Annotated in this window: 14 protein-coding genes and 1 pseudogene; 5 read left to right on the top strand and 10 right to left on the bottom strand. The window is 41.7% G+C overall.

Annotated elements, in window-relative coordinates:
* The 3 genes from WN50_RS09680 to WN50_RS09670 all read left to right on the top strand — a co-directional run.
* Nucleotides 1-822, top strand: an 822-nt coding sequence (locus tag WN50_RS09680; protein ID WP_049558924.1) for an Npun_R2821/Npun_R2822 family protein, incomplete at its 5' end; no start/stop codon positions are given.
* Between the two features lie 9 nt (nt 823-831).
* The gene (locus WN50_RS09675) at nt 832-1,719 is read left to right on the top strand and encodes an Npun_R2821/Npun_R2822 family protein (RefSeq protein WP_046279791.1); all 888 of its coding nucleotides are present in this window, start codon (nt 832-834) and stop codon (nt 1,717-1,719) included.
* A 16-nt stretch (nt 1,720-1,735) separates the two neighbouring features.
* The gene (locus tag WN50_RS09670) at nt 1,736-2,761 is read left to right on the top strand and encodes an Npun_R2821/Npun_R2822 family protein (RefSeq protein WP_046279790.1); all 1,026 of its coding nucleotides are present in this window, start codon (nt 1,736-1,738) and stop codon (nt 2,759-2,761) included.
* A 7-nt stretch (nt 2,762-2,768) separates the two neighbouring features.
* Here the strand turns inward: WN50_RS09670 and WN50_RS35975 are convergent.
* From WN50_RS35975 to WN50_RS09655, 4 genes and pseudogenes are all read right to left on the bottom strand, one after another.
* A pseudogene (locus WN50_RS35975) lies at nt 2,769-3,610 on the bottom strand (cation:proton antiporter); the annotation flags it as partial.
* Between the two features lies 1 nt (nt 3,611).
* Nucleotides 3,612-4,586 (bottom strand): cation:proton antiporter (locus WN50_RS35970; protein ID WP_235440896.1); only part of this gene is annotated, 975 nt, incomplete at its 3' end.
* Between the two features lie 135 nt (nt 4,587-4,721).
* Entirely contained in the window at nt 4,722-4,844 is a 123-nt protein-coding gene (locus WN50_RS09660; RefSeq protein WP_046279788.1) for a photosystem II protein Y, read from the bottom strand.
* A gap of 194 nt (nt 4,845-5,038) precedes the next feature.
* A complete protein-coding gene (locus WN50_RS09655) occupies nt 5,039-5,572 on the bottom strand; it encodes a gamma carbonic anhydrase family protein (RefSeq protein ID WP_046279245.1) in 534 nt (177 codons plus the stop codon).
* 105 nt (nt 5,573-5,677) lie between these two features.
* Between WN50_RS09655 and WN50_RS09650 the strand changes: the two genes are divergently transcribed.
* Nucleotides 5,678-6,184: a TIGR02652 family protein gene (locus WN50_RS09650; protein ID WP_046279244.1), complete on the top strand. Its 507-nt coding sequence runs from the start codon at nt 5,678-5,680 to the stop codon at nt 6,182-6,184.
* Nucleotides 6,185-6,244: 60 nt separating this feature from the next.
* Entirely contained in the window at nt 6,245-6,685 is a 441-nt protein-coding gene (locus WN50_RS09645; RefSeq protein ID WP_046279243.1) for a VOC family protein, read from the top strand.
* Nucleotides 6,686-7,273: 588 nt separating this feature from the next.
* On the opposite strand, the gene WN50_RS09640 is transcribed toward WN50_RS09645, so the two are convergent.
* From WN50_RS09640 to ftsH4, 6 genes are all read right to left on the bottom strand, one after another.
* The gene (locus tag WN50_RS09640) at nt 7,274-7,858 is read right to left on the bottom strand and encodes a peptidoglycan-binding domain-containing protein (protein ID WP_049557844.1); all 585 of its coding nucleotides are present in this window, start codon (nt 7,856-7,858) and stop codon (nt 7,274-7,276) included.
* 340 nt (nt 7,859-8,198) lie between these two features.
* Nucleotides 8,199-8,801 carry a peptidoglycan-binding domain-containing protein gene (locus WN50_RS09635; RefSeq protein ID WP_049557846.1) on the bottom strand — a complete coding sequence of 201 codons (603 nt, stop codon included), beginning with the start codon at nt 8,799-8,801 and terminating at the stop codon, nt 8,199-8,201.
* A gap of 316 nt (nt 8,802-9,117) precedes the next feature.
* The gene (locus WN50_RS36885) at nt 9,118-9,612 is read right to left on the bottom strand and encodes an ADP-ribosylglycohydrolase family protein (protein WP_281062875.1); all 495 of its coding nucleotides are present in this window, start codon (nt 9,610-9,612) and stop codon (nt 9,118-9,120) included.
* Nucleotides 9,613-9,625: 13 nt separating this feature from the next.
* The coding region (locus tag WN50_RS35965; RefSeq protein ID WP_235440895.1) for an ADP-ribosylglycohydrolase family protein at nt 9,626-10,254 on the bottom strand (629 nt) is incomplete at its 3' end.
* A 77-nt stretch (nt 10,255-10,331) separates the two neighbouring features.
* Nucleotides 10,332-12,179, bottom strand: a complete 1,848-nt coding sequence (gene ftsH, locus WN50_RS09625; protein WP_046279241.1) for an ATP-dependent zinc metalloprotease FtsH — start codon at nt 12,177-12,179, stop codon at nt 10,332-10,334.
* 289 nt (nt 12,180-12,468) lie between these two features.
* On the bottom strand, nt 12,469-14,373 hold the full coding sequence (gene ftsH4, locus WN50_RS09620) for an ATP-dependent zinc metalloprotease FtsH4 (protein ID WP_046277085.1): 1,905 nt from the start codon (nt 14,371-14,373) through the stop codon (nt 12,469-12,471).
* Nucleotides 14,374-14,685 lie beyond the last annotated feature (312 nt).

The following is a 14,685-nucleotide window of genomic DNA, read 5'->3' as shown; positions in this document are numbered from 1 at the left end:
AAGCGACCCAATGTTTTCATTTACGATGATGCTGAATCGATTCAACGTTGGGATGAATTTATGTTAGCCGCAGCACCCGAACGACTCAATCGCAAATTGCGACTTTATGGCGCTCATCGGCGTTTTTGTGGGTTTGATGGGCCTTTTGATCAGTTCATCTATATGGATGCAGATACACTGGTAATGAACTCTTTGGATGCCGTGTTTCAAAAACTAGATGAATATGATTGGATTGTTTATGATTTTCAGTTCCTTGATCCCACAAAAGTTTATAATTTACAATCTCCCAAACTTCTGAATGTCTTTGAAAAAGAGCGGATTGATTCAGAGATTTTTTGTTCGGGCTTTTATGGTGCTAAACGAGGCTTATTTAATCAAGAAGTTCGTGATTTTATACTATCAAACTTGCAAAATGGAGAATATGATATTTTATATGATGGAGCCGGAGAACAGCCCTTATTGAATTATATGGTGATGCGTTCAGGAATTCCGAGTTATAATTTTGCCTATAGCTTACCAGAAGGTGAGAAAACAGGGTGTAGCGTTACTTCTAAACATTTCCAAGAACAAGATCACATTTTATATGACAAAGGAAATCGACTCACCTATTTACACTATATTGGAGTCAAACCTCAAACGATTGAAAGTGTGTGTCAAGGCGAAAATTTAGCCTTTCCCTACCGTGATTTATTCCTGTATTATCGCTATCTTCACGAACCCGAAAATCGTCCTGTTTTTACCAGTCCACCCCCGGAGCCGAAATCCAGTTCAAAACCTAATTTATTGAAACGAATTTTGAGAAAATTAAAATTAACCCAATGAGGAGCAAACATCATGCGTGGAATTTATATTGTTGCCAATGATCGAGTGATGGAAAATGCGATCGCTTTACTCAATAGCATTCGCTGTTATAATAAAACTGTGCCTATTTTTCTGATTCCGTTTAACGAAGACTATCATCAAGTGGCTGAAACGTTAGGTCGTTTACATGACGTTAAAGTTTTTCCTGATTTAGATTTTCTTGAACAGTTAACGCAACAAATCGGAGAAATTTTTGATCGAGATTTTCTTAAACTTCCCAACAAAATGCGAAAGCTAGCTGTTTGGTTTGGGCCGTTAGATGAATTTCTCTATATTGATACAGATATTGTTGTTTTTGAGGATATTGTCGCGAATTTAGACTATCTTTCTGAGGTGGGTTTTTTCTGTTGTGACTATCATTTTTCCGGTCAAAAATTGCGGAATATTTTTTCCCCGTTTGTTGTAGAACAAAATATTTTCACCGAGAAAGAACTAGAAGATGTTTTTAATAGCGGGTTTTGGGCTTCTAAAAAAGGGATAATTAGCCTAGAACGACTCTATGAAACTTTGAAAGAATGTTCACAACATCGAGAATATTTTGATTTTAGTGAAGGTGTTACCGATCAACCTATCCTCAATTATTTGGTTCTCAAAAACATTCCCAAGCGGGGAAATTTAGTTAAAATACCCGAAGGCGGGCCAGGAAGTTGGGCAGGTTCAACTCATTTTCAAGAAAAAGATCATATTCTTTATGATCATGGGAAACGTCTACAATATATTCATTGGGCGGGGACTCGAATGCAGCCCGGTTGTCCCTACTGGAATATTTGGGAATATTATCGCTATTTGCATGAGGGAAAACCCGCATGGCAAAGAAAATTAAGCCGTTTTTTACCTTTTTTAGCAACTCGGACTTAACATTAGGAGTAAACCCATGACTAACGGTATATACACATTAGCGAATGATGTGGTTTATGATCAGCTTGTTTCTTTACTCAACAGTATGGAAGTTAACGGAGCCAAAGAACTTCCGGTTTGTGTCATTCCTTATGATAACCGATTAGATAAAGTCCGATCAGAAATTGCATCCCGAAGCAATGTTACTCTTTTTGACAACTTAGCATCCATTGAGTTTTGGGAAGACTTTGCAACTCAGGCTTGGACAGCCCACGAAAAAGCTCAAAAAGCTTGGAAACTTAAAGGATGGAAACAGGTTCATTGTATGGGAATGCACCGAAAATTTTGTAGCTTTGATGGGCCTTTTGAGAAATTTGTTTATTTTGATGCAGATACTCTTTTAATGAGTTCTCTAGATTATATCTATGAAAAATTAGAAGAATATGATTGGGTGGCTAATGACTTTCAATATCGCTCTGATCCCAATTATGTTTTTGATTTTTCATCAAATAAACTCGCTCATATTTTTGATATTGAAAAGCTTAAACAAGGAATTTTCTGTGCGGGTTGGTTTGCCTCTAAAAAAGGAGTTTTAAATCGAGGAAATTTGGCCGATCTGTTAAATAAATTAAAAGCAGGAGAAGCGGAGGTCATGTCTCTTAGAGGAACAGATCAACCTTTATTTAATTATCTCGTTGCTCGCAGTGGTGTTTCCTTCTATAATTTTGCTTATCATGGCATAGAAACGGCTACGGGAAGTCATTGGTCTTCAAAATTTGATGAGATTGAGCATGTATTGTATGACAACGGTAAACCCATCACTTATCTTCATTATATGAGCGTTTCGTCTTCAAAATTTACGAAACTCTGTGAAGGGGAAGATACAGGTATCCCCTATAAAGATTTATTCTTGCATTACCGCTATTTGAACTCTCCAAACGAACGCCCAACACTCAAGCATCCAAGTTGGTTGGAACAGAAAAAACGAGCTGTTTCTAAGTTTTTAAATCAGAAAATTGACAATTTAAACTATAAACTTCGTCAGCTTCAAAGTCGAGAATAAAATCCGGTTATGTAGATTGTTGTTCCGAAGTTAATTCAACTTCTTGCTGTTTTTCCTCCTGTCCTTCAAACACCTCCCAAAGAATCGGCGAGATGTTATTATCAAGACGACCTGAACGAATTAACTCTGCATAGGTATTGGCTTCAATATCAACCATTTCTTCTAACAACAACTTGAGACTTATTTCTTGGAGTTGGGGATGTTGTTCTTGAAGTTTATCAAGTTTCTCTTTAACTTGAGTCAGTTCTGAATTGACTAATTCGGCTTGATATCGATAAAATTCTGGCTCAACTTCTTGTCGGCGAATGACATCTGATAAATGATTTCTGACTCGGTTTAAAGCTACACGACGAGCGAGTAATTCTTGATATTCTTGTTGCAGGGGTTGATCACCAATTAACCCTAAGATGTTTAATAAAGGTTGGGTGGTTAAGCCTTGAACCAATAGCGTAAATAATACGACTCCAAAGACAGTCGCAATAATTTCATCTCGTTGTTGTAACGCAGTCGGGACACTCAACGCCAACGCGATAGAAACCGAACCCCTTAAACCTCCCCACCACAAAATCGTTTGAATTTTGAAATTGATTTTAGAATTGGCTAACCCATTACTGATCGCACTTAAGCCATAGGTACTCATTGCTCGAGTAATAATCATCCCCGCAATTGCAATGAGAATGGGTTGAATATTAGCCGCTAAACTGGGAAATTGAATCTGATCGCCAATCAACAGAAAAACAATTGAATTGACAAAAAACGCGAGAAATTCCCAAAATTCACTCACAATAATCCGAGTTCGGGGATTCATGCCAATGCGAGAACCAAAATTCCCTAAAATCAAACCAACAANTGCTCGAGTAATAATCATCCCCGCAATTGCAATGAGAATGGGTTGAATATTAGCCGCTAAACTGGGAAATTGAATCTGATCGCCAATCAACAGAAAAACAATTGAATTGACAAAAAACGCGAGAAATTCCCAAAATTCACTCACAATAATCCGAGTTCGGGGATTCATGCCAATGCGAGAACCAAAATTCCCTAAAATCAAACCAACAATAACGACTCCAATCACACCAGAACCGCCCAACTGCTCCGTAACAACATAGGTGCCATAAGCAGAAACCAGAGTTAAAGACTGTTCAACTAAGGGAGAATCAAACCGTTGAGTTAAGTAAGAAATTCCAAATCCAATTAAACATCCAACTCCCGCCCCAATTCCAACAAAAGTAAAAAATTGTAGTAAGGTTTGGGACACTGAAAACTCAGAGGTTCCCATCGGTATCGCGACTAATATACTAAAAGCGACAACCGCCACTCCATCGTTAAAGAGACTTTCTCCTTCCATTAAGGTTTTTAGACGTTGGCTAGCGCCTAATTCCTTCAATAACGCGACAACAGAAATCGGATCAGTTGCAGATAGACTCGCCCCGACTAATAAAGCGATCGCTCCGGGAATTCCTGCAAACCAACTTAACCCGAAAGCGATACCAACAACCGAAATAATTACCCCAACAATGGCAAACAAGGTAACGGGAATTAAATCTCGTTGCAACTCCCGCCACTTCATATTCCAACTCGCTTCAAACAGTAACGGGGGGAGGAAAATTTCTAAAATCAATTCTGGGGAGAGGTTGACGAGGCGAATATCCTCAAATGCTAGAATTAATCCGACAATGACTAACAGCAGGGTAAAAGGAATCCGACGAAACCAAACAAACAGCCGGGATATTGTTGCGACACTCAGAGAAACCAGTAGAACCAATAAAAATTGCTCTAGGTTTTGCTTGATGGCGATTTCACTTAGGGCGGTTTCTGGAGTCATAGGATTAATTAGGGGACAATAAAGCCAAAAACACTCCCCATCATACCAAGCTCTGGGAATTCTCCCCAAACTCAAAACCGACCATCCTCTAAAAATGAGAGAACAGTCGGCAGATGCTATTTGCGAGTCTGAGTCTTATTTGCTACTCAAAAAGGTTTGAGCTTGTCTGAGGGCAGCGGCACCAACATTAAACAAAGCCCAGCCTCCAGCAATCAAGAGCGGCAGTAAAACCACAACGAGACGAAAATCGAAATCCATTTGTTCTCCTCCAGTTTCTTAAAAAAATTCTCATAACTTTATTTTTATCTCATTTTTTGCTTTTGCTCAATTAAAAAGTTTTATAGGGTGTCAGGTGTCAGGTGTCAGGTGTTGGGTAGGGGCGGGTTCTACCCAGATCTATGTTTTCCTAAAAATAACTCAGATCAACCCGCCCCTAGACTAACGGCTTATTGCTAGCTTGCCTTCCTCCGATGAACCAACGCTAATTGCTCATACTTTTGGGCGTGTTCGATCAAGTCAGCCGCTTCGGCTTCTGACACCTCTCGCAAAGATTTAGCAGGAACACCCGCCACCAACGTTCGGGGAGGAACATCTTTCGTCACAACAGCGCCTGCTCCGACAATACTACCACTACCGACTCGCACGCCATTTAAAATCACCGCCCCAATGCCGATCAAGCTTCCTCGTTCGATATAAGCTGAATGCACGACTGCTCGATGTCCAACGGTGACAAAATCTTCTAATACTGTCATCTGGCCTGGATCACCGTGTAAAATTGCGCCATCCTGAATATTGGTACTCGCTCCGATAATAATCCGTTCAACATCTCCTCGAACCACTGCTGAGTACCAAATGCTCACCCCTGAAGCCACTTCTACCCAACCCATAACCATCGCATTAGGGGCGATAAAAGCCGCTTGTGAGAGATCAGGAACAGGCCAGTCTATAGGATGATTACAGAAAGATTGATCGGCATGATTATTCATGGCTTAATCATTAATTGATGGCTAATTCGGCAAATATTCACCGGGAGGAAAGAATCACCCCCGCTATAATAGAGTCTACAAGCTCTGGTGCGAAACGTATTCACCATGAATTCTGCCTTGCAGTACCCTATATTCGGCCCGGAAATTCGCTGTCCTCACTGTCGTCAAAAGATTCCTGCTTTGACGCTGACAGATACCTACTTATGTCCTCGTCATGGCGCTTTTGAAGCTGATCCAGAAACGAGTGAATTAGTCCATCTTCAGTCAGGACGGCATTGGCGTGAGTGGAATGGGGAGTGGTATCGACAACACACCCATCCTGACGGGATTCGATTTGAAATTCACGAGGCGTTAGATCGGCTCTATACTCAAGGCTATCGTGCCACTCGCGTCATTATTGCCCAACGCTATCGAGAGTTGATTAGTTCTTATCTCGAACGCAGTACCCCTTGGCGAGAGCAGTCGGATACCGCTCAACCCAAACTCTATGGTTTACCTGTTGATTTTAGTCCTGATCCTCAAGATGAACCTTGTTGGAATGTGATTAATTTTGATTTAGAAAAAGAACAAGATGTGCCGATTCCCTATCCTTATTTTCGCTTGTTTGAATAAATCATGGTAAATTGATCGCCGTTTCTCAGCTCACTCTAAACACTCAACCCCCCATTTTTCATGCACCATGCCTCTATTCGCACTGCTGATATTCATCGGGCGATCGCTTTTTATCAACAGCTCGGTTTTCAGGTTTGTGAACGGTTTACAACAGGTTACACGTTGGCTTGTTGGATGGAAGGATTAAATGGGCGAATTGAATTGATTCAAATTCCTCAGCCCTCACCCCCACCCGATGCTTTTGGCGATGAGCATTATGTGGGATATTATCATCTTTCCTTTGACTTGAGTGCCGCTACTCCCGATTTACCTCAATGGTTAAATCATCTCAAAGAACAGTTTCAGAAGGCAACTCAAGAACAACCGGATTTATACCAACCGTTGAAGATTCTACTCGAACCGACTCAGCAAATGATTGGAAATTCGGTTTATGAAGTGGCTTTTATTGCTGATACAGATGGTTTACCCTTAGAGTTTATTCGCTTACTGAAAGCGGAATAAAAAGAGTTAATCGGAAATCGCGATCGCCAGTAGTAAAATACACAATTCAATGGGTTACATTTGATTTCCCCTCCCGTTCAATTTCCAACCTTTTCTAGAGTTTTACAGGTAATTTCGGCTAAAGTAGACTGTGAATGTTCAGTATTTACTACGGTAAAGGCAAAACTTTAATTTGTCGTTACAGAAAATCTCTGAACTTTAATTAGAAGTGATAATTCTCAACTGAAGTGATTCTCAGGTTTTCTCAGGTTTTCTCAGGCGCCTATAAATTGAAGTTGATCGGAAAAACCCGATNCCTTTTCTAGAGTTTTACAGGTAATTTCGGCTAAAGTAGACTGTGAATGTTCAGTATTTACTACGGTAAAGGCAAAACTTTAATTTGTCGTTACAGAAAATCTCTGAACTTTAATTAGAAGTGATAATTCTCAACTGAAGTGATTCTCAGGTTTTCTCAGGTTTTCTCAGGCGCCTATAAATTGAAGTTGATCGGAAAAACCCGATCTCTCAAGAGAAACCGGGTTTTTTAGCTTTGAATGTTAACCGACGAAATTTTAGGGAGTGGGGAAAAATCCCCCATCTCTCAGGTGATTATTCACCTAGTTTCCGCCAAGTGTATTTACCCACAATACCGTCAACTGTTAAACTTTTATTGGCTTGGAAAGTTTTAACGGCATCCAGAGTTTGTGGCCCAAAAATGCCATCAATATACAGCCAAAAGAAACCGTGGTCATACAGACGCAATTGAAGACATTCAACCGCATCACCGACATCACCTTTGGAAAGGACAGGCATCTGAACATCGTAGGGATAGGATGTAGGTACAAACGGAGAATAGAACTTCTTACCGAGAGGAAATTCTTGTCCGCACAGCGCCCGCCAGGTATATTTCCCGATAATTCCATCAACAACTAAGCCACCATAATTCGCTTGAAAATGCTTAACAGCCTCTTTCATTTGGGGGCCAAATTGTCCGTTGAAACCGATGTTATATTTGTAAGCGATTAAACGTTGTTGTGCGAAACGAACCGCCTCACCTGCGGCACCTAATTTTATAAGAGGTAGGACAATTCCGCTCGATTTAGCCGCAGCATATTGAATCGGTTCAGAAGCGGGAATAGCAGTAGCAGTTGCAATTGCTTGTCCGTTGGTTTCGATGTTGGTCGTTGCACTCATGGTTGATCTCCTAGACTAATAAACAAGAGTTAATTGTGTTTTGTCTTGTTTGCTTTACAACTCTAATATAGCCGCTATAATTGCCAGGTTAAAAGTCGCTTTTTTGTGTTACTTTAGTTGAGTTATCAACAGTTATTCAATTGATTTAGCTCATCTAAACTACAGTAAAAACAACATCATTAAACTCAAAAATAAAATCGATAAACTGGAATGAATTGTGTGTTTTAACCCGGGCCGCCATACAGAAACCCGCTTTCAAAGAGAAAACGGGTTTTTAGGGTGTGTTCCCTTCTACAAACGAATGGGCTTAATCGGGGGATTTCCCCCCATTTCGAGGTGATTATTCGCCCAACTTACGCCAAGTTTCTTTCCCAACCACACCGTCAACTTTTAAACCTTTATACCGTTGAAAAGCTTCCACTGCTTGGCGAGTTTTTAGACCAAAAATGCCATCAATATACAAGGGATAGGAAAGTTTGAAATCAATGTCAGACAGACGCAATTGGAGACATTCAACCGCATCGCCGACAGAACCCTGATAAAGTTCAGGCATATTCACATCGTAGCGGTACCGTGTCTCTACAAACGGAGAATAGAAACTCCGACCCAAGCGACGAAATTCTGCGTCACCGTTACACAGCGCCCGCCAGGTATTTTCTCCGATAACTCCATCAACAACTAAGCCACCATAATTGCCTTGAAAATGCTCAACAGCCGCTTTCATTTGGGGGCCAAATTGTCCGTTAAACTTAATTGGATATGCGTTAGCAATTAAACGTTGTTGGGCGAAACGAACCGCCTCACCTGCTAAACCTAATTTTAAAAGAGGTAAGTCAATTCCCCGAGATTGAGCCGCAGCATATTGAACCGGTTCAGAAGCGGGGATAACAGCAGCAGTTGCAGTTGCTTGTCCGTTGGTTTCGATGTTGGTCATTGCACTCATGGTTGATCTCCTGGATTGATAAACAAGAGTTAAAGTTGTTTTCCCTTGTTCGATTTATGTATCTAATCTAATCGATGAGATCGAAGTGTTAACAGTCGCTTTTTTGTGTTACTTTTGATAATTTTGCGAACTGTAACACAAGTGAATTAACTCATTTGAGTCACAGAAATAAAACACATTGTAGAGGCATAAGGCTTGCGCCCTAAATATTAAAGCTTGATCAATATCTCTAACTTTTAGCGGGTGTCAAGGCTATAGCGCTATGCGCTATATTTGGCGATACTACTTTACAGCCATTGAATAATCACCTCCTCACTCAAACAGGATAACGGTCTTCTAACTGTTGAGCTAAATTGAGAATATCGTCTTTTCTCGCCAGTACCTCTACCCATTCAGAGGGAATATTTTCGAGTCCATAATAAATCCCCGCTAATCCTCCGGTTACGGCTCCGGTGGTATCGCTATCATCGCCTAAATTAACGGCTTTGAGAACAGCTTCAGCATAGGAAGATGTGGTCAACAAACACCACAAGGATGCTTCTAAGGTATGCAAAACATAACCACTCGATTCAATATGTTTACTGTCTAACGTCTCAATATCTCCGGGGAAAACTCGTTTAAAATATCTTAATTGCTCGGCAAATTCTCCTTGTTCATACAAGGGTTTAATCCGTTCAAGACCCGTTAAATAAGCGTCTTTGAGCGTCATTCCTTCCAATAAGCTGATGGCGATGCTAATATAAATTCCGCAAGCCATTTGCGATCGCGCATGAGCATGAGTGATTTTAGAACAGTCGTGAACTTTAGCAATTAAATCTTCAAANTATCTTAATTGCTCGGCAAATTCTCCTTGTTCATACAAGGGTTTAATCCGTTCAAGACCCGTTAAATAAGCGTCTTTGAGCGTCATTCCTTCCAATAAGCTGATGGCGATGCTAATATAAATTCCGCAAGCCATTTGCGATCGCGCATGAGCATGAGTGATTTTAGAACAGTCGTGAACTTTAGCAATTAAATCTTCAAAAGACTCTTGTTTGTAGAGGAAAGCGAAGGGCAAAATTCGCATCAAAGAACCATTTCCATTACTGCGATCGCTGGTTTCTCCGGCTTCAGTTGGGGGAACTCCTTTTCGCAAACGATTAATCGCAATTTGAGTCGTTACCCCAATATCAAATACACCGCCTCTAGCCGTCCAAAATCGCTCTCGATACCACCGACAAAACGAATCTGCGATCGCGTCTAAATCATAGCCTTGATGACATAATACATCCGCCAAACAAAGCGTTAGAGAACTATCATCAGACCAAGTTCCTGGCGGTTGATTATAAGTACCGTAGCCAGTCATCGTCGTAACGGGGTGAAGACGTCGTTCAGATCGCACATGAAATTCAACCGGAACGCCTAACGCATCTCCCACACATAAACCAATTAATGCCGATGCGATTTTACCCATGACATCAAATTCAACCTATTCTTTTCTACTATTTTACCCCTTGTTAATTTCTCTGAAAAAAAATTAATCAAATTCTCTTAATTGAGGGGCTGAACCCGATCCAGCCAAGCTTGTAATTCTTCCCCTTCGACGACTTCTGTTGCTAATAACTGATTAGCTATTTCATCTAACAAAGCGCGATTTTTCTTTAAAATATCCAACGCCAAGTGATGGGCCGCATCCACAATTTCTTTAACTTCTAAATCAATCGCTTCGGCTGTTTTTTCACTCATATTTCGACGACTATTGGATTCATTTCCTAAGAAATTTGCTTTGCCCCCTTTCCCATAGGCTAACGGCCCTAAAACCTGACTCATGCCGTAGGTTGTCACCATCCGTTCCGCTAGGTCTGTCGCCCGTTGGAGGTCATCAGAAGCGCCGTTTGTGACCCGTTGAAAGACTATTTCTTCAGCCGCCCGTCCGCCTAATAAAGTGGCAATTTGTTCGCGAAATTCGGTTTCATCCATCAAAAATCGGTCTTCTGTTGGCAGCTTTAACGTATAGCCTAACGCCCCCATTCCACGCGGAACTATCGAAATTTTAGCCACCTTTCCACCACCCGGCATTAACGCCCCAATAATCGCATGACCGACTTCGTGATAAGCAACAATTTTCTTCTCTTTTTCATTGAGAACCCGGCTTCTTTTTTCTAACCCGGCAACGACTCGTTCTATCGCTTCTTTAAAATCTTCTTGGGCAACAGTTTTACGTTGATTTCTGGCTGCTAATAACGCCGCTTCATTAACTAAATTCGCTAAATCTGCACCGCCAAAACCGGGAGTTTGGGTGGCAATTTGATGTAAATCAACATCGTCTCCCAGTTTAACTTTTTTCGCATAAATCTCTAAAACGGCTTTACGCCCCGCCAAATCTGGACGGTCAACTAATACCTGTCGGTCAAACCTTCCCGGCCTTAATAACGCCGCATCTAATGCTTCTGGGCGGTTGGTTGCGGCGAGTACAATGACTGTCTGATCTCCAACGGTAAACCCATCCATTTCTGTTAACAATTGATTGAGGGTTTGTTCCCGTTCATCGCTGCTACCACTCTGCATCCCGCCACTACTTCTTGACTTGCCAATAGCGTCTAATTCATCAATAAAAATAATACAAGGAGCCTTCTTTTTCGCCTGTTCAAATAAATCTCTAACCCGTGCCGCGCCCGTCCCGACAAATAATTCTACAAACTCCGAAGCAGAAATACTAAAAAAGGGAACTCCCGCCTCTCCAGCTACCGCTTTCGCCATCAACGTTTTACCTGTTCCGGGCGGCCCAACTAACAATACACCTTTAGGAATTCTTGCCCCAATTTCGGTATATCGTTTAGGATTTTTGAGGAAATCAACAATTTCTGCTAATTCTGTTTTAGCTTCTTCAACGCCAGCAACATCGGCAAAAGTAATTTTATCAGAAGCCCCCTCAACATAAACTTTCGCCTTACTTTTACGAATTGACAGGGAACCTCCTGAATCCCGTTTTCCTAAAAACTGAAAGGCTGCGACTAAAATTAACGGCGGAATAATCCAACTCAACAGCACATATAAGCCACTATTTTTCGGAGGCGGTGCCGCTTGAAAAACAACATTATTTTGTTGTAAACGTTTGGCTAAATCGGGGTCAAAAATCGGCGTAGTTGAGAGTAATGGCCCTAACTCATCTTGCTTTTCTCCTTTGAGGCGATAGCGAATTTCATTATCCCCCACCTGCACCCCGGCAACTTGCTTGTTTTCGAGTTGTTGAATAAAAATACTGTAAGGCACACGCGGCACTCGTTGTTGACGAGGTAAAACTAAATAAGCCGCAAATAAAAGACCGGAAATAATTAATAAAATTTTACCAATTTGTTGGGAGTCGGGGAATCGAGATTTCTTTTTTTTAATACTCATTGCAAGTTTAGGGGTAGCGGAGAATCAGTAGGGGTTTTATCCCCCTAAATCCCCCTTAAAAAGGGTGACTTTTAAGTTCAGTTCCCTCGATTTTAATCGGAGGTGAGATCCCCCTAAATCCCCCTTANGACTTTTAAGTTCAGTTCCCTCGATTTTAATCGGAGGTGAGATCCCCCTAAATCCCCCTTAAAAAGGGTGACTTTTAAGTTCAGTTCCCCCCTTTTGAAGGGGGGCTAGGGGGGATCTAATTTTCAAGGGGGGCTAGATGTAAACCCCTACTCTTATTATTCTAAGCAATCGTTGCAGTTTTTTTGTGTTCAAATTGAATCTGATTCAAGAAATTTTGCAACTCATCCCCTTCAATCACCTCAATATCCAGGATTTTTTGGGCAATGGTTTCCAATAAATCCCGATTATTTTTGAGAATATTCAGGGCTTTGTTATGGGCAGATTCAACAATACCTTTGACTTCCGCATCAATCGCTTTTGCTGTGTCGTCGCTGACATTACGACGGGGGTTCATCATCATATTATCGCCTAGAAAACTATTTTGTTGTCCTTTTTCATAGGCAAGCGGCCCCAACACCTTACTCATGCCGTACATTGTTACCATGCGTTCGGCCAGGTCTGTCGCCCGTTGTAGGTCATTAGCCGCCCCAGTGGTAATACTGCCAAACACAACTTCCTCGGCGGAACGTCCACCCAATAAAGTGGCAATTTCCGCTTGAATTTCTTCGGCACTCATCAAGAACTTGTCTTCGGTGGGCAGTTGTAGGGTATAACCCAAAGCCGCCATCCCACGAGGGACAATGGAAATTTTAGCAATTTTCTTCGAGTCACCCACAGCTGCGGCCACTAACGCATGACCAACTTCATGGTAAGCAACAATTTTCTTCTCTTTTTCGTTGAGAACCCGGCTTTTCTTCTCTAACCCGGCGACAACTCGTTCAATGGCTTCGGAAAAGTCTTCTTGGGCGACAGCTTCCTGACGACGACGGGCGGCTAACAGGGCGGCTTCGTTGACGAGGTTCGATAAGTCAGCGCCAGAAAAACCAGGAGTTCTAGCAGCAGTTGCTCTGAGGTTAACATCACTACCCAGTTTCACTTTCTGGGCGTAAATTTCCAAAATTTGCAGACGTCCACTCAAGTCGGGGCGGTCTACTAAAACTTGTCGGTCAAAACGTCCGGGACGCAACAAGGCGGGGTCGAGAATTTCCGGGCGGTTGGTTGCGGCTAACACAATAACCGTTGCTTGTCCGGCAGAAAACCCATCCATTTCGGTTAATAATTGGTTGAGGGTTTGTTCGCGTTCATCATTTCCCCCGTAGACACCCCCGGCATTTCTAGACCGACCAATGGCGTCTAATTCATCAATAAAGATAATACAAGGCGCCTTCTTTTTCGCCTGTTCAAATAAGTCTCGAACTCGCGCCGCACCTGCCCCAACAAATAATTCTACAAACTCCGAACCGGAAATGCTAAAAAAGGGAACTCCCGCTTCTCCGGCTACGGCTTTTGCCATCAAGGTTTTACCTGTTCCGGGCGGGCCGACGAGTAACACGCCTTTGGGAATACGCGCCCCAATTTGAGTAAACCGTTGGGGAGATTTCAAAAATTCGACCACTTCTTCGAGTTCGGTTTTGGCTTCTTCTACGCCTGCAACATCTTTAAAGGTGACGCGGGTTGATTCGTTTTCAACATAAACTTTTGCCTTACTTTTGCTAATGGAAAGCGCTCCTTGCGGCCCTCCAAAACCACCGCCTCGACTTTGTAAAAAGCGGCCAATCCCAATCCAAATTCCCACAAAAATTAACGGGGGAACCACCCAACCAAGTAATGTAGTAAACCAGTTACTCTGAGGAGGCGGGGCGGCAGCAAATTGTACGTTTTTGGCTTCTAAACGTTTGGGAAGTTCCAGGTCAAAAATCGGCGTTGTAGACAGAACTTGTGGTTTTTCTTCCTCGCCTTGGGGTTTGAGTTGATAACGAATTTGAGTTTGGTCAATGTAGGCTTGAGTTACTTGTCCGTCTTCAACTTGTTCAATGAATAGGCTATAGGGAACACGGGGAATATTTTGTCCGAATAAACTGGGTAAAAAAGTATTGACTAGCAGGACTAAACCTGCTAACCATAACAAGATACTTCCCAGGGGGATATTATTCGGGAATTTGGGTTTATCGTCTTTGACTGCCATAGTTTTACTATTCTGTGGTCGATTTTTTTGGGTGTATCAATTGCTAAACTTTTGGCAATTTTCAAAAAATTAGGTTGAATCTACCCTACCTATGTTTGGAAATTGTCAACGTTTTGGCAACTTCTACAAGGTTAATGGGTTTGATGCACGGTATCCGTCTATCTTTAGACAGAGAAGAAATCGCAGAAATTTAACAAGATTTGTTTAAAGGCTTTGATTATCGAGGATTGAATAGACAAAGGTCTGTTTTCAATCATAGAAATTGCTCGATATCATTCTTCAACATCTTGCATCTTGACGATTTTTTCTCTA

The organism is Limnoraphis robusta CS-951, assembly GCF_000972705.2.
The sequence above is the reverse complement of the archived record's forward strand: the minus strand, read 5'-3'. Positions and strand labels throughout refer to the sequence as shown.

Bases quoted from the DNA above. Each gene is read 5' to 3' on its own strand.
- WN50_RS09670 (WP_046279790.1), top strand. From the start codon at position 1,736: ATGACTAACGGTATATACACATTAGCGAATGATGTGGTTTATGATCAG.
- WN50_RS09660 (WP_046279788.1), bottom strand. From the start codon at position 4,844: ATGGATTTCGATTTTCGTCTCGTTGTGGTTTTACTGCCGCTCTTGATT.
- WN50_RS09655 (WP_046279245.1), bottom strand. From the start codon at position 5,572: ATGAATAATCATGCCGATCAATCTTTCTGTAATCATCCTATAGACTGG.
- WN50_RS09650 (WP_046279244.1), top strand. From the start codon at position 5,678: ATGAATTCTGCCTTGCAGTACCCTATATTCGGCCCGGAAATTCGCTGT.
- WN50_RS09645 (WP_046279243.1), top strand. From the start codon at position 6,245: ATGCACCATGCCTCTATTCGCACTGCTGATATTCATCGGGCGATCGCT.
- WN50_RS09640 (WP_049557844.1), bottom strand. From the start codon at position 7,858: ATGAGTGCAACGACCAACATCGAAACCAACGGACAAGCAATTGCAACT.
- WN50_RS09635 (WP_049557846.1), bottom strand. From the start codon at position 8,801: ATGAGTGCAATGACCAACATCGAAACCAACGGACAAGCAACTGCAACT.
- ftsH (WP_046279241.1), bottom strand. From the start codon at position 12,179: ATGAGTATTAAAAAAAAGAAATCTCGATTCCCCGACTCCCAACAAATT.
- ftsH4 (WP_046277085.1), bottom strand. From the start codon at position 14,373: ATGGCAGTCAAAGACGATAAACCCAAATTCCCGAATAATATCCCCCTG.